At 72.3% G+C, this 19503-nt stretch carries 17 protein-coding genes; 6 read left to right on the forward strand and 11 right to left on the reverse strand.

The features are described 5' to 3' along the window. Positions 1-21: 21 nt before the first annotated feature. Positions 22-987 (reverse strand): acetylxylan esterase, encoded by a 966-nt coding sequence (locus AC3EUV_RS25340; protein WP_435603967.1) that lies wholly within the window; start codon positions 985-987, stop codon positions 22-24. A 135-nt stretch (positions 988-1122) separates the two neighbouring features. Here AC3EUV_RS25340 and AC3EUV_RS25345 point away from each other — a divergent pair, with 135 nt between their 5' ends. Further along, positions 1123-1968: a hypothetical protein gene (locus AC3EUV_RS25345; protein ID WP_435603968.1), complete on the forward strand. Its 846-nt coding sequence runs from the start codon at positions 1123-1125 to the stop codon at positions 1966-1968. 138 nt (positions 1969-2106) lie between these two features. Here the strand turns inward: AC3EUV_RS25345 and AC3EUV_RS25350 are convergent, their stop codons facing one another. The 7 genes from AC3EUV_RS25350 to AC3EUV_RS25380 form a co-directional block, all read right to left on the reverse strand. Then, positions 2107-2937, reverse strand: coding sequence for an amino acid ABC transporter ATP-binding protein (locus AC3EUV_RS25350; RefSeq protein WP_432143739.1), 831 nt, complete (start codon positions 2935-2937; stop codon positions 2107-2109). 5 nt (positions 2938-2942) lie between these two features. Further along, positions 2943-3728, reverse strand: coding sequence for an amino acid ABC transporter permease (locus tag AC3EUV_RS25355; protein ID WP_042160743.1), 786 nt, complete (start codon positions 3726-3728; stop codon positions 2943-2945). A gap of 11 nt (positions 3729-3739) precedes the next feature. Continuing rightward, a complete protein-coding gene (locus tag AC3EUV_RS25360; protein WP_432143740.1) occupies positions 3740-4537 on the reverse strand; it encodes a basic amino acid ABC transporter substrate-binding protein in 798 nt (265 codons plus the stop codon). 166 nt (positions 4538-4703) lie between these two features. Further along, on the reverse strand, positions 4704-5624 hold the full coding sequence (gene mmuM, locus AC3EUV_RS25365) for a homocysteine S-methyltransferase (protein ID WP_432143741.1): 921 nt from the start codon (positions 5622-5624) through the stop codon (positions 4704-4706). Between the two features lie 171 nt (positions 5625-5795). Then, positions 5796-8843 carry a glycoside hydrolase family 2 TIM barrel-domain containing protein gene (locus AC3EUV_RS25370; protein WP_435603969.1) on the reverse strand — a complete coding sequence of 1016 codons (3048 nt, stop codon included), beginning with the start codon at positions 8841-8843 and terminating at the stop codon, positions 5796-5798. A gap of 347 nt (positions 8844-9190) precedes the next feature. Continuing rightward, on the reverse strand, positions 9191-10504 hold the full coding sequence (locus AC3EUV_RS25375) for an SWIM zinc finger family protein (protein WP_435603970.1): 1314 nt from the start codon (positions 10502-10504) through the stop codon (positions 9191-9193). Next, positions 10501-13470, reverse strand: a complete 2970-nt coding sequence (locus AC3EUV_RS25380) for a DEAD/DEAH box helicase (protein ID WP_435603971.1) — start codon at positions 13468-13470, stop codon at positions 10501-10503. The genes AC3EUV_RS25375 and AC3EUV_RS25380 overlap by 4 nt, the downstream gene beginning before the upstream one ends. 147 nt (positions 13471-13617) lie before the next feature. Between AC3EUV_RS25380 and AC3EUV_RS25385 the strand changes: the two genes are divergently transcribed. Then, entirely contained in the window at positions 13618-13800 is a 183-nt protein-coding gene (locus tag AC3EUV_RS25385; protein WP_042161392.1) for a hypothetical protein, read from the forward strand. Between the two features lie 605 nt (positions 13801-14405). Here the strand turns inward: AC3EUV_RS25385 and AC3EUV_RS25390 are convergent. Continuing rightward, positions 14406-15188 carry a hypothetical protein gene (locus AC3EUV_RS25390; RefSeq protein WP_432143745.1) on the reverse strand — a complete coding sequence of 261 codons (783 nt, stop codon included), beginning with the start codon at positions 15186-15188 and terminating at the stop codon, positions 14406-14408. 89 nt (positions 15189-15277) lie between these two features. Between AC3EUV_RS25390 and AC3EUV_RS25395 the strand changes: the two genes are divergently transcribed. Continuing rightward, complete coding sequence (locus AC3EUV_RS25395; RefSeq protein ID WP_432143746.1) at positions 15278-15724, forward strand: hypothetical protein; 447 nt, start codon at positions 15278-15280, stop codon at positions 15722-15724. A 101-nt stretch (positions 15725-15825) separates the two neighbouring features. Continuing rightward, on the forward strand, positions 15826-16719 hold the full coding sequence (locus AC3EUV_RS25400; RefSeq protein ID WP_435603972.1) for an oxygenase MpaB family protein: 894 nt from the start codon (positions 15826-15828) through the stop codon (positions 16717-16719). A 25-nt stretch (positions 16720-16744) separates the two neighbouring features. Here AC3EUV_RS25400 and AC3EUV_RS25405 read toward each other — a convergent pair whose 3' ends face one another. Next, positions 16745-17356 (reverse strand): class I SAM-dependent methyltransferase, encoded by a 612-nt coding sequence (locus tag AC3EUV_RS25405; protein WP_435603973.1) that lies wholly within the window; start codon positions 17354-17356, stop codon positions 16745-16747. Between the two features lie 417 nt (positions 17357-17773). Between AC3EUV_RS25405 and AC3EUV_RS25410 the strand changes: the two genes are divergently transcribed. Further along, positions 17774-18388: a GTP-binding protein gene (locus tag AC3EUV_RS25410; RefSeq protein WP_435603974.1), complete on the forward strand. Its 615-nt coding sequence runs from the start codon at positions 17774-17776 to the stop codon at positions 18386-18388. 47 nt (positions 18389-18435) lie between these two features. On the opposite strand, the gene AC3EUV_RS25415 is transcribed toward AC3EUV_RS25410, so the two are convergent. Continuing rightward, positions 18436-18864: a PPOX class F420-dependent oxidoreductase gene (locus AC3EUV_RS25415; RefSeq protein ID WP_435603975.1), complete on the reverse strand. Its 429-nt coding sequence runs from the start codon at positions 18862-18864 to the stop codon at positions 18436-18438. A 169-nt stretch (positions 18865-19033) separates the two neighbouring features. Here AC3EUV_RS25415 and AC3EUV_RS25420 point away from each other — a divergent pair, with 169 nt between their 5' ends. Beyond that, positions 19034-19441: a roadblock/LC7 domain-containing protein gene (locus tag AC3EUV_RS25420; protein ID WP_432143751.1), complete on the forward strand. Its 408-nt coding sequence runs from the start codon at positions 19034-19036 to the stop codon at positions 19439-19441. The last annotated feature ends 62 nt before the right edge of the window (positions 19442-19503 follow it).

The raw sequence follows: 19503 nt of genomic DNA on the forward strand, positions 1-19503 counted from the left end.
CCGCGCCCGGGCCCGGCCCGCTCACCCGAGCAGGCAGCGCAGAAAGGCTATTTCGGCCGCCCGCTGCGCACCGCCGCCGCTCTCATGGGCGTTGAACCGCCACACCTTCAATTCCTTCTCGCCCGCGTAGTGATGGAAGGCGGCGAAACCGGTGGACGGCGGGGTCACCTCGTCGCGCAGAGCGGTGCCGAAGAGCGCCGGGGCGGTGGCGCGGGCGGCGAAGTTCAGGCCGTCGAAGTGGTCCAGGGTGTGCAGCGCGGTGTCGATCCGGTCGCGCGCCCCCGCGAAGTAGCGGGTGAGTTCGCCGTACGGGCCCACGTCCGTGACCTCCACCGCGCGGCGGATGTGCGCCAGGAACGGCGCATCGATCAAGGCCCCCGCAAGGCCGGGGACCAGGCCCGCCACCGCCAGGGCCGCGCCGCCGCCCTGGCTGTGGCCGGCGACCACGACCCGGTCGGCGTCCACCGCGTCATGGCCGCGCGCCGCCTCCACGGCCCGTACCGCGTCGGTGAACAGCCGCCGGTAGTAGTAGCCGTGCGGATCGAGCAGCCCCTGGGTCAGCTTGCCGGGGACGCCAGGGTTGTCGGAGCCGACCGGATCGGGGGTGTCGCCCGGCCGGTTGGGGCCGCTCTGCCCACGGGTGTCCATGACCAGGGTGGCGTATCCCGCGGACGGCCACAGCAGCCAGTCGTGCGGCAGCAGCCGCCCGCCCCCGTAGCCGAGGTACTGCACGACGCACGGCAGCGGTCCGGCGGCCGCGCGCGGGAACAGGAACCAGCCGCGGACGGGCTGCCCGCCGAAGCCCGCGAACGTCACGTCATGGGTGCGGAGCAGGGCGAGCCCCGCATCGATTTCGGTGAAGCGCGCGTCGAGGGCATGGGTGCGGGCCTCGACGAGGGTGCGCCGCCAGAACGCATCGAAGCCGGCCGGCTCGGGACGCGGCGGACAGTAGGTGCGCAGCGTGTCCAGGGGAAGGTCGGTGAACACGGAAAACCTCCGAGCCGTAGGCTGGCTTGCTGTCTGTCGCCAACGGTGCCCAGGGTCCGGACATTTCAGACGTGAATTGTTCCAGGTTGGTCACCGAGTCCCGTAAAACCGAGTAAAGAAGCGATCATTTCCGCCATGAGCTTTCCTCCGCCCCCGCCGAATCAGCCGAACCAGCCGCCCAACGCCCCGCCGGGCGGCTTCGGTCCGCCGGCCGGCGGCTACGGGCCGAGCGGTCAGGGCCAGGGCGGATACGGCCCGGGTGGCTACGGCACGCCCCCCGGCGGCCCCCAGGCCCCCGGTGGCTACGGCCCGCCCGGGGGCGGCTACGGCCCGCCGGGACCGGGTGGCCCCGGCGGCTGGCAGCAGCCGCCCGGCCCGCCCGGCGGTGGCGGCAACGGCAAGACCATCGCGGCGATCATCGCCGGTGGCGTGGTCGTGCTGGCCGCCGTCATCACCGTCATCGTGGTGAACAACAGCGATGACAACAACAACCACCGTGCCCAGCCGTCCAGTTCGAGCACGAGCGCCACCCCGTCCGAGAGCGCGTCCCCGACGCCCTACGAGGAGCCCACGCCCACCGCGACGCCCACCGGCAGCGACTTCGAGAAGTCCCTGCCGACGCCCTCCAACGGCAAGATCCCCTTCTATCTGCTGAAGGTCGGTGACTGCTACGACCGCCCCGCGGACGGCGGCGGCAACAACGACGAGGCCTCCTGCAACGGCCCGCACGACGCCGAGGTCGTCGCCACGCACCGGCTGGGGTCCGGGCTCACCACCGAATCGGGCATCCAGAAGAAGGCGGCCTCGCTGTGCCGCAACGAGCTGGAGCGCAGGGCCGCCCAGCAGCCCGCCGGCACCGCCGAGGGCACCTACGTCCAGTACCCCAGCCTCAGCGGCTACCGGCTCGGCATCAAGACCATCAGCTGTAGCCTGACCGGCAACCGCTCGCTCACCAAGAAGCTCACCAAGCCGCTGTCCTGACCGCCGCCGCGGAGGACAGCGGACCACCACGGGGCGAGGGCAGAACCACCACGGGGCGGGGGCGGAACCCGGACAATCCGGCGTTCCGCCCCCGCCCCGTCGGCTCGCACCGCGGGTGCCCGATGGCTCAGCCCGCGCTCAGCGGTCCACCCGCTTGCCTGCCGCGCCGGTGTCCGCGACCTCGCCGACCTCGGCGGCCGCCGGATCCAGCACCCGCGCCAGAAACGTCCTGGTCCGCTCGTGCTGCGGGGCCCCCACCACCTGCTCCGGGGTGCCCTGCTCGACGATCACGCCGCCGTCCATGAACACCACCCGGTCGGCGACCTCCCGGGCGAAGCTCATCTCATGGGTGACGACGAGCATCGTCATCCCCTCCTGCGCCAGCCCCCGCATCACCGCCAGCACGTCACCGACCAGCTCCGGGTCCAGCGCCGAGGTCGGCTCGTCGAAGAGCATCAGCTCCGGGTCCATCGACAGCGCACGGGCGATGGCCACCCGCTGCTGCTGCCCGCCCGACAGCTGCGCCGGATAGGCGGCCGCCTTGTCGCTCAGCCCGACCCGTTCGAGGTTGGCACGGGCGACCCGCGCCGCCTCCGTGCGGTCGCGGCGCAGCACCCGCCGCTGGGAGATCGTGAGATTCTCCAGCACGGTCAGATGCGGAAAGAGGTTGAAGGACTGGAAGACCATCCCGATCCGCCGGCGGACCCGGTCGATGTCCACGTCCGGGTCGGTGACCTCGGTGCCGGCCACCACCACCCGGCCAGCGCTCGGCTCCTCCAGCAGATTCACACAGCGCAGCAGCGTCGACTTCCCGGAGCCCGAGGGCCCGATGACACACACCACCTCACCGCGCGCCACCGAGAAGTCGATCCCGCGCAGCACCTCCAGCTCCCCGAAGTCCTTGCGCAGCCCCTGCACATCGATGGCCTTCGCGTCCACCGTCTCCGGTGCCGCCTGCTCGGTCGTCACGCCGCTCACCTGGCCTTCGCCGTACGGGCCTCCAGCCGACGGACCAGCTGGCCGAGGGGGAGGGTGATCACGAGATAGAGCAGCCCGGCGATCAGGATCGGGGTCAGGCTCTTGTGCTCATTGAGCGCGTCCCGGCCGAAGTTGGCCAGTTCGAACTGGGTGAGGGAAAGACCCAGCAGATACACCAGCGAGGAGTCCTTGGTCAGCAGAATCAGTTCATTCGTCAGCGGCGGCAGCACGATACGGAACGCCTGCGGAATGACGATCGAGGCCATCGCCCGCCCCTGCGACATTCCCAGTGAACGCGCCGCCTCCGTCTGCCCCTTGGGAACGGCCTGAATGCCGGCCCGGATCGTCTCCGCCATATATGCAGCGCCCACCAGCCCGAGCGACAGCATCACGGTGACGTTCATATCGAGCGCGACCTCGAAGGCCAGCGGCACACCGAAGCCGAGCGCGATGAACACCAGCAGACAGGGGATACCGCGGAAGAACTCGATATAGGTGACCGCGATCCAGCGGTAGGGCGGCACCGACGAGAGCCGCATCAGCGCCAGCACCAGACCCAGCGCCAGACCGAAGCCGAATCCCAGCAGGGTGTAGAGGACGGTGTTCACCAGCGCCGTGGTGATGATCTCCGGGAACAGCGCCTTCGCGACCTCGACATCGAAGAACGCCATCCGCAGCTGGTGCCAGTCGGCGATCAGCGCGAAGACCACCACGGCGGCGACCAGCACGCCGTACTGCACGCCGCGGGTGATCCGCGCGCGCTGTCTTTTGGACACAGACATAACAGGCGGCCTCAGCTCTGCGGGGTGGTGCCGAACCACTTCTTGTAGATCCGGTCGTAACTCCCGTCGGATTTCGCCTTCTTCAGCACCGCGTTGATCTTCTTGCGCAGCGCGTCATTGCCGGTGCGGACGCCGATGCCGTAGTGCTCACCCGTGTTGAATTCCGCGGTGACCTTGGTGTCCGGGTTCTGCTTCACATAGTCGAAGAGCACCCCGTTGTCATTGATGCCGGCATCGACCTGGCCGGACTTCACCGCGGTCAGCAACAGCCCCAGATCCTCGAACTCCACCAGTTCGACGCCCTTGCCGTGATCCTTGGCGTAGATCCCGCCGGTGGTGGCCTTCTGATAGCCGAGCTTCTTGCCCTTGAGGTCCTCGACCTTCTTGACGGGCTTGCTCTTCTTCGTCAGCAGCGCCTGGGTGGCATTGAAATAAGGGTCGGAGAAATCCATGACCTTGTCCCGCGCGTCCGTGATCGTCATGCCGGCGGCGGCCAGATCACATTTGCGGATGGTGAAGTCCTGGCCGGTCTCAATGCCTTCGAAGGGCGTGTTGACGATCTCCTGCTTGACGCCGAGATCCTTGGCGACCAGATCCACTAGGTCCACATCGAACCCGACGACCTTACCGTCCTTCTTCACCTGGAACGGTGCGTACGGCAGGTGGGTGCAGGTCTTCAGGGTCCCGGAGGAGACCAGTTCCAGGCCGCCGGAACCCTTCTTCCCGTCGGACTTGGTGCTGCTGCACCCCGCCAGGACGACGACGGCCGTGGCAATGGCTATGACAGGCAACGCGGAGCGAGCGGACACTGGTCCTCCAGAGCGGATACAGATCATCCAAGCGGTGCATGCTGCGATGTGGCTGCATACTGCCATCGGCCCGGGGCTCTGTCTCCGCCGCTTCGGTTGCGTCTGTGTAACGCCTTCGGCCCGCGTCCGGGGCGGCGCGCGCCGCCGGTCCCGCTCCCGGCGCCCGTCAGCGGCCGAGCCCGGCCGCCAGCTCCGCGATCGCCTCCGGCCCCACCCGGCAGCAGCCACCGATGAGCCGGGCACCGTCCGCGGCCCAGGCGGCGACCCGGTCCGCGCGGAACTCCGGGCTGCCGCACCACGCCCGCGCCGCCGCGTCCCAGCGCTCCCCGCTGTTGGGATAGACCACCACCGGCCTGCCGGTGACCCGCGCCGCCAGCCGCACCGCCCGGTCCGCATCGTCCGGCGCGCAGCAGTTCACCCCCACCGCGATCACCTCGTCGGCCTCCGCCGCCACCGCGAACGCCTCCGCCAGCGGCTGCCCGGCCCGGGTCCGGTCCCCGGCGACGCTGTACGACAGATAGGCCGGGACCCCCAGCCCTCGCACCGCCCGTAGCAGCGCCCGGGCCTCCTCGGCGTCCGGCACCGTCTCCAGCGCCAGCACATCGGGCCGGGCCGCGGCCAGCACCTCCAGCCGCGGCCGGTGGAACCGCTCCAGCTCCGCCACCGACAGCCCGTAGCGGCCGCGGTACTCGGAGCCGTCGGCCAGCATCGCGCCGTACGGGCCCGCGGAGGCGGCCACATACAGCGGCCCGGCGACGCCGCCGTTCGTGGCCCGCGCGGCCGCCTCACGGGCCAGTTCCACGCTCCGGGCCAGCAGCTCCGCCGCCTGCTCCGCACCGATGCCGCGCCGCGCGAACCCCTCGAACGTCGCCTGATAGCTGGCGGTGATCGCGACCTGAGCCCCGGCCTCGTAATACGCCAGATGCGCCCGCACCACGGCCTCCGGCTCCTCGGCCAGCAGCCGCGCCGACCACAGGGCGTCGCTGAGGTCGTGCCCGGCGGCCTCCAGCTGGTTCGACAGCCCGCCGTCGAGGACGACCGGCCCCGCGGCCATGGCGTCGGCGAGCGGCGGGAACGTGCTGACCATGGTGTGCGAAGCCTCTCGATGCTGCGGGACGCGCGGGTACCCACGCCTCACCCAAGATCGTAGTGCCGGGCGGTGCGCACGGCCCTCGCGCTCGCCCCCGGTCGGCGCCCTTGCGCAGGGGCGTGCGCCGGCCCGGGACAACGAGGCCGGCGCACGGTGCGGCTCGGGGCCTCAGCCCAGCGGCGAGAACACGAACGAGAAGCGCGCCGGAGCCACCTCCAGCCGGTGCTGCGGCAGCACCCCCGGCCCGCACGACTGGCTGCCGATGCCGTGCTGCGCATGGTCGAGATGGACCCACAGGTCCTCGCCGGGCCGCAGATCCGTGGTGTGGCGGGCCGCGGTCAGCTCCTCGGCCGGCCACCGGCGGGCGGCGAAGAAGAAGTCCGGATCACCCTCGATCCGCAGGCCCGAGCCGTCCGTACGGGTCAGCTCCGCCCAGCGCACACCGGGCCGCGCCCCGTTCTCCTGCGGCCGGACATACGGCGTCTGGAGCGCGTCCACCGGCATCGACCAGCGGCCGACCCGGGCGGCGGCCCGGGTGTCCGGATAGCCCTCGCCGGGCCCGCCGCCGAACCACGTGGCGAGACCCAGGCTCCCGCACAACCGCATTCGCACCCCCAGCCGCGGCAGCGGAACCGGCCAGTCGCCCTCCGGGTCGACGCTCAACTCCAGCCGCAGCAAGCCGGGTTGTGCCGTCCAGCGGTAGACCGTGCGCAGCGCCACCGGAGTGCCGGCCGGGGCGACCCGGGTGCGCACCACCAAGCAGTCCGGGCCGGTCTCCACGGCATCGACCCGGTGCCGCATCCGGTGCAGACCGAGCCGCCGCCACTCGGCGGCCGGCCGTGGCCCCGGCTGCCAGGGCGCGGCCTCGTCGTTGTCGGTCGGCGCCCGCCACACGTCCAGCCGGGGCCCGCCGAGCCGTACGCCGCCCAGATAATCGAGGGTCCCCGTGGTGGCGTCGAAGATCCCCGGACCGAGGACGAGCACATTGCCCTCGCCGCGGCGCGGGGTGGCGGTGGCCGCCGGGGGAGTGGCGGCGGGGCGCGGCGCGGCCGGGAGCTGACCCCAGGCGACCTCGTGCCCGGCGGGCGCCCAAGCGGTGTCCCGCTCCAGTACGGCCTGGACCGTCCAGATCGCCTCTCCCTCGTCACCCGGCTCGCCCGGCGGCGCCGGCAGCTCCACCACGGCCGACGCACCGGGCGCCAACGGCGGCACCACCAGCCGGCCGTGCCCGCGCGGCTCGCCCGCCACCTCATGGACGTAGCGGAAGGCGAGATGGTCCAGGCCGGCGAAGTCATACCGATTGGTGATCCGGACCGGGCCCGCCCCGCCGTCGTCGCTCACGGCCTCGATCCGCACCGGTTCGATGACCTTCTTCAACTCCAGCAGACCGGGGGAGGGCACCCGGTCGGGCAGGACCAGCCCGTCGCAGACGAAGTTCCCGTCGTGCAGCTCCTCGCCGAAGTCACCGCCGTAGGCGTGGAAGACCTCACCGCCGGCCGTCTGCTGCCGCAGCCCGTGGTCGATCCACTCCCAGACGAAACCGCCCTGGCAGCGCTCATGCCGCTCGAACAGCCGCTGGTACTCGCTCAGTCCGCCGGGACCGTTGCCCATGGCATGCGCGTACTCGCACAGCAGGAAGGGGAGCGCCCGCCGCCGGGCGTCCAGCTCCGGGTCGGGCAGCGGAGCCTCCGCGCGCCGTCCGATGCGCTCCACCTCGGCGTGGTCGGCGTACATCCGGGAGTAGACATCGGTGTCGGCGCAGCTGTGGTCGCCCTCGTAGTGCAGCGGGCGGCACGGGTCGCGCTCGCGCATCCAGGCGGCCATCGCGGACAGCCCGCGCCCCGTGCCGCACTCGTTGCCCAGCGACCACAGCACGATGGCGGGGTGGTTCTTGTCCCGCTCGACCATCCGCCGGGCCCGGTCGAGCAGCGCCGGCTCCCAGCGCGCGTCATCGACCGGATTGTCCCGCCAGCCCTGCCGGCCGAAACCGTGCGTCTCCAGATCGCACTCGTCGACCACCCACAGGCCCAGCTCGTCGCACAGATCCAGGAAGGCGGGGTGCGGCGGATAGTGGCTGGTGCGCACCGCGTTGATGTTGTGCTGTTTCATCAGCAGCAGATCACGGCGCATCGTCCCGGGATCGAGCGTCCGTCCGGAACGCGGATGGAACTCATGGCGGTTGACGCCGCGCAGCAGGATCCGGCGGCCGTTGACGGTCAGCAGCCCGCCCTCGACGCGGACCGTACGGAAACCGATCCGCAGCGGGATCCGCTCGCCCGGGGTGACCAGCTCCCCGTCGTAGAGGTGCGGTTCCTCGGCCGTCCAGGGACGCACCGGCACCGTGGCGCTCTCCCCGGTCGCCAGATCGAGACCGAGCGCGGGGACGGTCACCCGGCCGACCGGTTCGCACTCCACCCGCAAGGTGCCGTGGCCCGTGACGTGATCGAATTCGGCGTGCACGAAGTGGTCGGCGACCGAGCCCTCGGGACGGCGGTGGAGCGAGACGTTCCGGAAGATACCGGGGAGCCACCACTGGTCCTGGTCCTCCAGATAACTGCCCGACGACCACTGGTGGACCCGCACCGCCAGCACATTGCCGCGCGGCCGCAGCAGCTGCCCGACCTCGAACTCGTGCGGCAGCCGGCTGCCCTTGAAGTGCCCCAGCTCCGTCCCGTTGAGCCAGACCCGGGCGCAGGACTCCACCCCGCCGAAGTGCAGCACCGCGGGCCCCTCGCCCCACCCCTCGGGCAGATCGAAGCGGCGCCGATGATCACCCGTCGGGTTCTCGTCCGGGACCCGCGGCGGATCGACCGGGAAGGGGTAGGCGGTGTTGGTGTAGACGGGCGCCCCGCCGAGCTGCGGCCGGTCACCGCCCCCGTACGAGCCCTCGGCGGCGAAGCGCCCCTGGAGCGGCCAGTGGCCGGGCACCCGCAGCTCCTGCCACTGCGCGTCGTCGAAGTCCGGCCGGGCGAAGGTGTCGTCCTCGGCGGTGGCACGTGCCGAGAGCCGGAACCGCCAGGTGCCGTGCAGCGAGATCCGGGCGGCATCCGAGCGCGCGTACCAGGCGCGGGGCGGCAGGGCCCCGCTGCCCGGCGAGCGGTCCTCGTAGTACGGCGGGTGGTGGGGGCGGTGCGGTGCGCCGGCCGCTTCGTCGGGGGGCAGCGCGGGCGATGCGGACGATGTGGGGTGCGGCGCGTGCGGCGAAGTGCCGGTCACTGGTCCTCCTGCTGCGGGCGAGGTGCCGGGCGGTGGGGGATCGGTTCAGCGAAGCACGAGCGGCGTCCCGGCGCAGGCGGATGAGGGGATTGGACCGGACCGGCCTACGGGGCGCCCGGTCAGCGGCCCAGGCGCCCCGGCCAGTGGACGAGGCGCCCCCCGGTCAGCGGCTGAAGTGCCCCCGGTCAGCGGCCGGCCCGCCGCCGAGCCGCCCGCGAGACCGTCCCCCGGCCGACGGCCGCCCCGCCGCCGAGCCGCCCGCGAGACCGCCCCCGGCCGACGGCCGCCCCGCCGCACCCCGCCCTTCCGCGCCCCCTCCTCACCTGCCCCTCCTCACCCGTCCCTCCTCACCCCTCCGCCAACACCCCCGCCAGCGCGCCCGCCGGATCGTCCGTGGCCGGACCCGCGGGCACCCACCGCCCGCCCTCCCGGCGATACGGCCACCACCGGCCGTCCCGTCCGTAGCGCAACTGAGCCGCCCCGCCCACCACGGTCCAGCGGTTACCCGTGACCCGCAGGCGCGGCCGGTCCTCGTCGTCCTCCCACGCGGCCGCCAGCCGGCTCGTGGCCCGCGCCAGCGCCTCGGGCTCCGGTGTCCAGTCCTCCTCCAGGACCGCGAGCCCCGCCGCGCCGCCCAGCTCCCAGGCCCGTACGGCCGCAGCCAGAGCCCGCGCATCACGCCCCGAACCGGCCGCCAGCCGCGCCGATATGCCCGCCCCGGGTGCGGCCGCCGCCAGCCGCACCGCATCCTGGGCGGGCGTCAGGACCGGCGGCGGCATACCGTCCGGATGCCGCGCGGACAGCGCCTCCGCCAGCAGCCGCTGGGCCCGCGCCGCCGCGTCCCCGATCAGGAACTCCAGCGCGCCCACGTCCACCCCGGGCGCCGGCGGGGTGCCGCCACCGAGCACCGGCGGGGCACCCGGTGCGGCGACCGGCGGCGGGGGCGCGGGCAGCGGCGGCAGAATGTCGCGCGCCGCGTACGCCTCGACCGCCGGGACCCCCGCACCGGAAGGCTCCGCCACGCCCGTGCCCGCCGGTCCCTCCGCCCGCGACGCGCTGCGCGCCTGCAACTCGTCCAGCAGTTCCCGCTCACCCCGCCCGCGCATCAGCAGCAGCACGAACGGATCCTGGTCCAGCAGCCGCGCCAACTGGTAGCACAGCGCGGTCGAATGCGCGCAGTGGTCCCATGCCTCACAGCTGCACTCCGGCTCCAGGTCGCCGATGCCCGGCAGGAGTTCGATCCCGGCCGCGGCGGCGTCCTCGACGAGCACCGGCGGCATGTCACGGTCCAGGAGCGCCGCGATGTGCCCGGCCCGGTCCGCGACCAGGTCCAGGAAGCGGTCCCAGTCCGCCGCGCTCAACTGCTGGAGCAGGACATCGGACCGGTGCCGGGTGTGGTCCCGGTCCTGCACCACCGCGGTGATCCGGCCGGGACGCACCGACACCGCACCGACCGCCCCGGCCCGCGCATGCCGCCGCCCCAGCTTCACCTGCGCGGTGTCCAGCGCGGTGTCCTCCAGCGCCTTGAGCCACGCCTGCCCCCACCAGCTCCGGGCAAAGGCCCGCCCGGGCACTGCTGGCAACGCCTCGAACGTCCGCTCAGCGGCAGCGGAAGCCCCCTCGTCCAGATACATCGGTCCCTCATCTCCCGGCATGTTCATCGCTCGTTCCCCCGCAGGGCGACCAGATCCGCCAGCTGGGCGTCGGTGAGTTCGGTCAGCGCGGCCTCGCCGGACCCCAGCACCGCATCGGCCAACTGCTGCTTACGGGCGAGCATGTCGGCGATCCGGTCCTCGATCGTGCCCTCCGTGATGATCCGGTGGACCTGCACCGGCTGGGTCTGCCCGATGCGGTAGGCGCGGTCGGTGGCCTGCGCCTCGACGGCCGGATTCCACCAGCGGTCGAAGTGCACGACATGCGCCGCCCTGGTGAGGTTCAGACCGGTACCCGCCGCCTTCAACGACAGCAGGAACACCGGCGCCGCCCCCTCCTGGAAGCGCCGCACCATCTCCTCCCGGCGGACCACCGGCGTCCCGCCGTGCAACAACTGCGTGGGCACCCCGCGCGCCGCCAGATGCCCCTCCAGCAGCCGCGCCATCTGCACGTACTGCGTGAACACCAGCACGCTGGCACCCTCGGCGAGGATGCTGTCCAGCAGTTCGTCCAGCAGCTCGACCTTTCCCGAACGCCCCGTGATCCGCACCGCCTCCGCCGCACGCCCGTCCGCCGCCGGGCCGCTCTCCTTCAAGTACTGCGCGGGGTGGTTGCAGATCTGCTTGAGCGAGGTGAGCAGCTTGACCACCAGCCCGCGGCGGGCGAACCCGTCCGTCCCGGCGATCTCGTCCAGCCCCTCGCGCACCACGGCCTCGTACAGCCCGGCCTGCTCCTTGGTCAGCGCCACCGCACGGTCGGTCTCCGTCTTGGGCGGCAGCTCCGGCGCGATCCCCGGATCGGACTTACGGCGGCGCAGCAGGAACGGCCGCACCAGCCGGGCCAGTCGCTCGGCCGCCGCCCCCGCCTCCGGGGACGCCGCCGCACCGCCCTCGATGGCCTGCGCATAGCGCGTACGGAACCGGCCCAGCGGCCCCAGCAGTCCCGGCGTCGTCCAGTCCAGGATCGCCCACAGCTCCGACAGATTGTTCTCCACCGGGGTACCGGTCAGTGCCACCCGGGCCTTGGCGGGCAGGGTCCGCAGCGCCTTGGCGGTCGCGGAGAACGGGTTCTTGATGTGCTGGGCCTCATCGGCCACGACCAGCCCCCAGCCCACCTCCGCCAGCTTCCCGGCATCGAGCCGCATCGTCCCGTACGTGGTCAGCACGACCTCACCGTCCGCCAGCTCCGCCAGACTGCGCCGCCCCGCATGGAAACGGCGTACCGGTGTGCCGGGTGCGAACTTCTCGATCTCCCGCTGCCAGTTGCCCATGAGGGAGGTGGGACAGACGACCAGGGTGGGGCCGGCCGACTCGGCAGCGGTCTGCCGGTGCAGATGCAGGGCGATGAGCGTGATCGTCTTTCCCAGCCCCATGTCGTCGGCGAGACAGGCGCCCAGCCCCAGCGACGTCATCCGGTGCAGCCAGCCGAGCCCGCGCACCTGGTAGTCGCGCAGTGTCGCGGTGAGCGCCGCCGGCTGCCCGACGGGTGCGGTGTCGCCCTCCGGGTCGGCGATCCGGTCGCGCAGCCGGGCCAGCCAGCCGGCCGCCGCCACCGCCACCCGGCCGCCGTCCCCGTCCTCGGCACTGCCGGTGAGCGCGGCGCCGAGCGCGTCGAGCGGGGTGACCTTCCGTTCCTGCCGGTCCCGGGCGGCCCGCACCGCCGCCGGATCGATCAGCACCCACTGACCGCGCAGCCGCACCAGTGGCCGTCCCGCTTCGGCCAGCCGGTCCAGCTCTGCCTTGTCGACCTCCTGGTCCCCCACCGCGAACCGCCAGCTGAACGACAACAGAGCATCCGCCGACAGCAACGACGGCAGCGCCCCCCGTCCCTCGTCCCCGTCACCATCGCCCCCACCGGGCGGCCCCACCACGGCCCGCGCGGTCAGCGTGCGGGCCAGCTCCTTCGGCCAGTGCACCGCCACCCCCGCGGCGGCCAGCGCACCGGCGGCCGGCCCCAGCAGCTCGGCGATCTCCTCATCAGCGAGCTCCAGCGCATCGGGCACCGCCGCGGACAACAACGGGGTGAGCGGCGCCCAGGCGGCCGCCGCCCGCCGCAACGTCAGCAGCGTGTCCATCCGCGCCCCCGCCCCGAACGCCTGCCCCGCCGCCGAGGCCCCCGCCCACACCTCCGCGGCATCCGCGACCAGCGCCGGATCGCTGAGACTGTGCAACTGCACCACGGCGGCGAACGAGAACGCCGCCCCGCCGGGACCCCCTTCGTCCTCCCCACCCACACTCACGCGCAGCCGGCTTGCATACACATCCGCATCCGCCTCACCGGCCTGCTCCCCACCCTGCACCTCCACGCGCAGGGAGATCCGTACGCCCGCGTCATGCCCCGCGGCGACCTCCGCGGCCCAGGCGCGCTGTTCGGGGATGTGCTGCGGCGCGCTCACCGCGAAGGCCGGCGCCCCCGTGGCCAGCGCGGCGCCCGGGGAACGCGGCAGCCCGTCCGCCACCGCGTCGAGAAAGGCCCGCACATGCTGTTCGGGATCCGGCAGCTCCAACGGGTCGGTGTCCGCAAGCGGGCTCGCGTGCGCGTACGGCGGCATCGCGGCGGCGAGATCACGCAGCCGCGCCAGATCCGCCGGATCGAACGGCCCCAGCCGCCAGGCGTCGTATCCCGCCGGACTGACCCCCGGCAGCATCCGCCCACGGGCCGCGAGCTGGAGCGCCAATACGGACGCGGCCCCCCAGAAGGCGGCGGCCGGATGAGCGTCCCCATCGGCCCGCGCACGGGTGAGCACCGGCACCGCCTCAGCCACCGTCAGCACGAGAGCAGGGACCTCGCACATCGAGACCCCGCCGTCGTCATCCGGCAGCGCAACACCCAGCGACGCGTCCCCCACAGGTCCACCATCAGGCCGCCAGAACGCGATCCGCCCGGCCCGCGGCGGATCCGACGGCAGAAAAACCGCTGCGCAGCGCGCGAGTGCGGAGAACTGAGCGGGGGTGACCGCAGGAGGGGATGTCACGGGGTTCCGAGCTCCTCAAGTTTGACTAGTCGCGCCTGGAGCGCCCGAGAGTACAGGACTGCGTGCCCCCCGCAGGAACCTGCGGCGCGAAAACGGCGTTCAATGGAGTACACAGAGCGCGGCATGCGCCGCGGAAGGGGCGTGAAGATGTCCACTCAAGCGAAGGTCGCGGTCGGCGGCGTCGCGGTGGGAGTGATCCTGCTGTGGCTGCTGCCCTTCTGGGCGGCCCTCTTGGTCATGGTCGGAATCCCGGCCGTCGCGTATCTGACCCTCGACTCCTCCCAACGCCGCCGCCTACGCCGAGTCAGCCGCAAACAACTCGGCCGCTGAGGGTTTGCCGGTGGCTGTTCGCCGTTCGCCTGCGGCGGGTGGGTGGCGGGTCGGAGGGGACGCCCGGTACCCCGTCCTCGGCGCGGGCGACGCGGGTCCCGGAGGTAAGGCACCCCGGTGTTTGCTCCGGTCCTGCGGGCGGGGCACCGGACATCCCCTCCGACCACCGTTCGTACGCGACCGCCCCGCCGTACCGATGACCGTTACGGCAAGGCAGCGGCACCTCTTGGCAGGCACCTGGTCCGCCCCGGCAGCTTGGGCGCGGGCCGAGGTGGTCTGTGACGGACGGTGTCACCGTCCGGCTGTCGGCAACGGGGGACGGTCGGAGGGGATGTACCGGGGCCCGCCCGCAGGACCGGAGCAAACGCCGGGGTAATCAATCGCTCGTAGCCGCGTCGCCCGCGCCGAGGACGGGTCCCGGTGCGTCCCCTCCGACCCCCGCGGCATCCACAAACGCCACAACGGCGCCAGCCACAACGGCCCCGCACCAAACGACGTACGGCACACAAACAGGGGCGCGGGGAACGGCGCGCCCAGCCACACCCCACCCGCAGCCAAAAACGAGCCGCAGCCAACCATCGCCCCAAGCGGAGGGCACCGATTTTTCAGACGGGCCGCGCCGCCAATTCCTCAAGCGCCGCCAACAGCCCCGGCAGTTCGGGCCCCCGCCCCACCGGATGCACTTCACCCGGCTCGTCATCCAGCAGCACGAACGCAATGTCATCGGTACGGGCAACCATGCTCCACCCGGGCCCATCCACCCGCAGCGTCCGAGCCTCCCCCGCCGCGAACGACGACCGCACCCGCCCGGGCGGCGGCGGCTCGTTCACATAGCCGCGCGCCTCCTTCAGCACCCGCCGCACTCCCTCATGCGCCTCATCCCCCGGCTCGGCAAAGCTGACATCGCCCTCGACCTGCTCCCGCCACGCGGCCCATTGCATGGCGATCTCGTCCGCGCCGAGCCGCCGTTGCGCCGGCCCCCACGCCTCGGCGTCCGGAGGGGCGAGCGGCGCCGGGTCGCCCTCCTGCGGCTCGGGATCGTGCGGCTTCGGCACACCGGGTGCCGCCACGGCGAGCGCGAGCGGCCATCCGGGCAGCGCCCCGACGATGCTGTTCTCGCCGGGCGAGAGGTCGTACTCCATGCCGCAGTCCCAGGCCGCGATCGCGCAGGCGACGAGTGATACATCCTCCGTCACCACGGTCCAGCGCCCGCCGTCACCGTCCTGACCGAGGACCAGCCCGTAGCCCTCCGCGTACGGTTCGAGCCCCAGGCCCGCGCACACCTCGGGGTAGTCGTCGCCGAGCACGCTCGGGAACTGCGCGGGCGTCAGCAGCACCGCCGTCAGCACGAACAACTGATCGTTGTCGGCGCTCTCGGTCGTGGGCACGCGGGCCTCCCCATCGGGTCCATTGCGGAGTACGTCGGCGCACCCTAATTCGCTTGGTACGGGCTTGTCACCAGCCGTACGCTGCGCGGATGTGTTTTTACAGCCGCCGGATGCACTTCGTGTGCCTGGTTTGCCGGGCCGCGTGGAAGAACACGCCGACCTCGCGGGGACCGGGCCACTGCCCGCAGTGCCGTGGTGAGCTGATCAACGCGGGCGCGGACCTGGCGGTGCCCAAGCGGCGCGACGTGGCCGGGTGGCGCGCGCTGGAGGCGGTGTTGCGCGCGGGGCTGACCTTCCACGGCGGGTGCTGCGGTACGGGACCGGGCTACCGCCCGCGCACACCACGCGAGGTCCAGGAGCGGCTGGCGCTCGCCGGCCGCACCGGCATGCCGGTCAAGGCGGCGCTGGCCGTAGTGGATGCCACGCTCACCGACCGCTACGGCGCCGACGCCCGGCTTCCGGGGCGCGGCACCCGCAGCGCCCGTCAGCCGGCCGGTGTGCCGATGCACTCACGGGAGACCGCCCGGCGCGGCTGATTCCGGCCACCGCGCGGCGCGATCTGACACCCCGCCGCACCATTCAAGTGCCGCTCACACCCGTAAAATTGGCGCTTCGCGAACGAAGGGACGGTTGTCAGGTGCGGCGCTACGACTGGTTGAGGGAGATCCGGCGGCTCGACCCGGAGCGCGACTTCCTGCGGATCTACCGCATCATCGCGAACCACGAATTCCCCTGGGACATCACCAGGGCGCTGGAGCTGGCGCTCTACCGCACCTACGCCGTGCCGAGCATCGGCCGGCTGCTCGCCGAGACGGCGGAGCTGACGGACCGTACCCAAAAGCGCTATGACGACACCGCCCTCCTCCTGGACGCCGTCGTCGAGCACGGCTTCGACGGCGAGGACGGCCGGACGGCGATCCGGCGCATCAACCAGATGCACCGCAGCTATGACATCAGCAACGAGGACATGCGCTATGTCCTGTGCACCTTCGTGGTGGTGCCCAGGCGCTGGCTCGACGAGTACGGCTGGCGGCGGCTGACCGCACCCGAGCAGCATGCCGTGGCCACCTATTACCGCACCCTCGGCCGCCACATGGGCATCACCGATCTCCCGCAGACCTACGAGGACTTCGAGCAGTGTCTCGACGCCTACGAGGAGGCGCACTTCGGCTGGGACGAGGGCGCGCGACGGGTTTCGGACGCGACCTTGGACCTGATGGCGGGGTGGTACGGCCCCCTCGCCCCGGTGGTGCGCGGCGCCAGCATGGCCCTCCTGGACGACTCACTGCTGGACGCCTTCCGGTACGAGCGGCCCAAGCCGGCGGTCCAGAAGGCGGTACGCACCGCCCTGAAGCTCCGCGCCAAGGCCGTACGCCTGCTGCCGCCCCGCCGCAGCCCGCACTACGCCCGCCAGAACCCCGAGATCAAGGGCTATCCCAACGGTTTCCGGGTGGCCGAGCTCGGCACCTTTCCCACCTCCCGCCCCACTGGCACCTGCCCGGTTCCGCACGGGGAGGGCCCGGCGGCCTGAGACACCGGTCACGTCGGCGCGGGCGTCACCCCTGGCGGACCGCCAGCGCCAGGTAGCGGGAGTCCTCGTCCTCGTACCGGACGAGGTCCCAGCCGCAGTCCGCGAGGAGGGGCCGCAGATTCGGCTCGGCCCGCAGATCATCGGGCGTGATCGGGCGGCCCTTGCGTGCGGCGAGGGCGGCCCGCCCGATGGGATGGAAGAGGGCGAGCCGGCCACCGGGGCGTACGGTCCTGGCGAGCTCGCTGAGGCCGCCGGCCGAGTCCGGCAGATGCGACAGCAGCCCCGCGGCGAACACGGCGTCCAGTGCGGCGTCGGGCAGCGGCAGCCGGGCCACGTCCGCGAGCAGCAGCGCCGCGTCCCGGTCGCGCCCGGCCCGTACGGCGGCTTGCAGCATCTCGGGCGTGAGATCGGCGCCCAGCACCGTTCCGAGCGGTCCCACGGCCGCCCGGAGCGCGGGCAGCGCGCGTCCGGTACCGCAGCCGGCGTCCAGAACCCGTTCGCCTTCCTGGAGGCCCAGTTCGGCGACGCCGGCCGCATAGGCGGGGCCGTCGTCGGGGAACTTCGTGTCCCAGGTGGCGGCGCGGGACGCGAAGAACGCACGGACTTCCTGCGGACGGTCGGCGTGGTGGTCGGTCATCGGGCTCCTCCGGAAGGGCGACGGGCAGCGGGGGCGGCGATGCCGTGGCACTTGACGGCACCGGGTGAGACGGGCGTCACGGACGGGATCCGTGCCGCTCCGGTGCCTGCTGCCGCCTCATGAGCCCATGATCCCGCACCGCCCGGCCTGCCACCCGGCGATCGTCGCCGAGGACGGACCGGACTCCGGCGGCGGATGCCTCGCCCCGGCTCAACTATCACGAATCCGGAGGTTGATGGGCTTCTTGATCGGAAGACGTGACGGCTTTGGCAATTCCGCGAAAAACCCTGTCAGCGGGCGGTACGGTCCCAGCCATGGATTTCGGGCGGCCCTCTGCCGCCGAAGGCTCCCCCCGTCGAGCCATGGATCCGCACACCTTGTGACACGCAGGACCCTGCATCCTGGAGGAGACGGCCGATGAACGCCGCACAAGGGGCCCCGGAGGGCGCAGCCCCGGGCCTCGACGCCGAGTTGACCCTGAAGATCTTAGTCGCGGGCGGCTTCGGCGTGGGCAAGACAACACTGGTGGGCTCGGTCAGTGAGATCCACCCGCTGCGTACGGAGGAACGGCTCAGCGAGGTGGGTGAGACGGTCGACGACACCGGGGGAGTGGACCTCAAGGGCACGACCACCGTGGCGATGGACTTCGGCCGCATCACCATCCGGCAGGGCCTGTCTCTCTATCTCTTCGGCACCCCGGGGCAGGACCGCTTCTGGTTCCTGTGGGACGACCTGTCGGAGGGCGCGCTGGGCGCCGTCGTCCTGGCCGACACCCGGCGGCTCCAGGACTGCTTCCCGGCGGTCGACTACTTCGAGCGCCGCGCGATCCCGTTCCTGGTGGCCGTCAACTGCTTCGCGGAGTCCCGGTCCTACGGCGCCGACGAGGTGGCCCGCGCGCTGGACCTGGACCGCGGCACCCCTGTCGTGCTCTGCGATGCGAGGGACCGCGACTCCGGCAAGGAAGTGCTGGTACGGCTCGTCGAGCACGCGGGGCGGCGGCACTCAGGCAGGGTGCTGGATTCGGTGGGATGACCGCGGCGGCACGTGGCGCGGCGCGGGGGGCCGCGCCACGTGCGCCCTCAGTCCGCCACGTCCGCCAGGGCGATGACCTTGTCGACCCTGACCCGCACCACCAGCTCGCCCGGCACGCCGTTGCGGGCGCCGAACTCCTCCGCCCGCTCCTCGCCCATGTAGCGGGCCGCGATCCGGGCCGCCCAGTGACGGACCTCCGTCAGATCTCTGCTGATCGCTGCCGTGCCGTGCACCACCACGAAGGAAAACGGTGGCCGGTCATCATCGACGCACAGTGCCACCCTGCCGTCGCGGGCGAGGTTGCGGCCCTTGACCGTCTCCTCCCCGGTGTTGAACACCAGCTCGTCACCGTCCATGAGGAACCACACCGGAGCGAGGTGCGGGCCGCCGTCGTCCCGAACGGTCGCCAGCTTGCCGGTCCGGGTCCCCTCGGAAAGGAACCTCTGCCACTCGTCCTTCGTCATCTTGTGTGCCATGCCGACATCCTCGGCCATCCGGCACGAACCGGTGTCCCCTGGCACGCCGGACCGAGGGGCCGCTTGCCGAGACGGCCGAGGTGGGACAGGCTGGCACGGCGGCCTTCGAACGGACCACGGGCTGCGGTCCGGCCACGAGTGCGGGCAATGACACGGGGAGGAAGCAGCAATGGCATTGAGCAGCGGACTCGACTGGCTGCTGGACGACCTGACCAAGCGGGTGGAGAAGGTACGGCACGTGCTGGTGCTCTCCAACGACGGCCTGGTGACGGGGTCGAGCGAAGGGCTCCAGCGGGACGACGCCGAGCATCTCGCGGCGGTCGCCTCGGGACTGCACAGCCTCGCGAAGGGGTCGGCGCTCCACTTCGGTATCGGGCGGGTGCGGCAGACCATGGTCGAGTTCGACGACGGGGTGTTGTTCGTGACGGCGGCGGGCGACGGCAGCTGCCTGTGCGTGCTGGCCGGGGCCGACGCTGACCTGGGTCAGGTCGCCTACGAAATGACGCTGCTGGTCAACCGCGTCGGTGAACATCTGGGCGTCGCGGCCCGCCAGCCGGAAAGTTATCCACAGGTCTGAGGCGTGGGTTGACCCGCTGTCATCGCCTGCGGCTACAGTCGTCACTGTCAGTGATCGACTGA

This window comes from Streptomyces sp. bgisy130, from assembly GCF_057708345.1.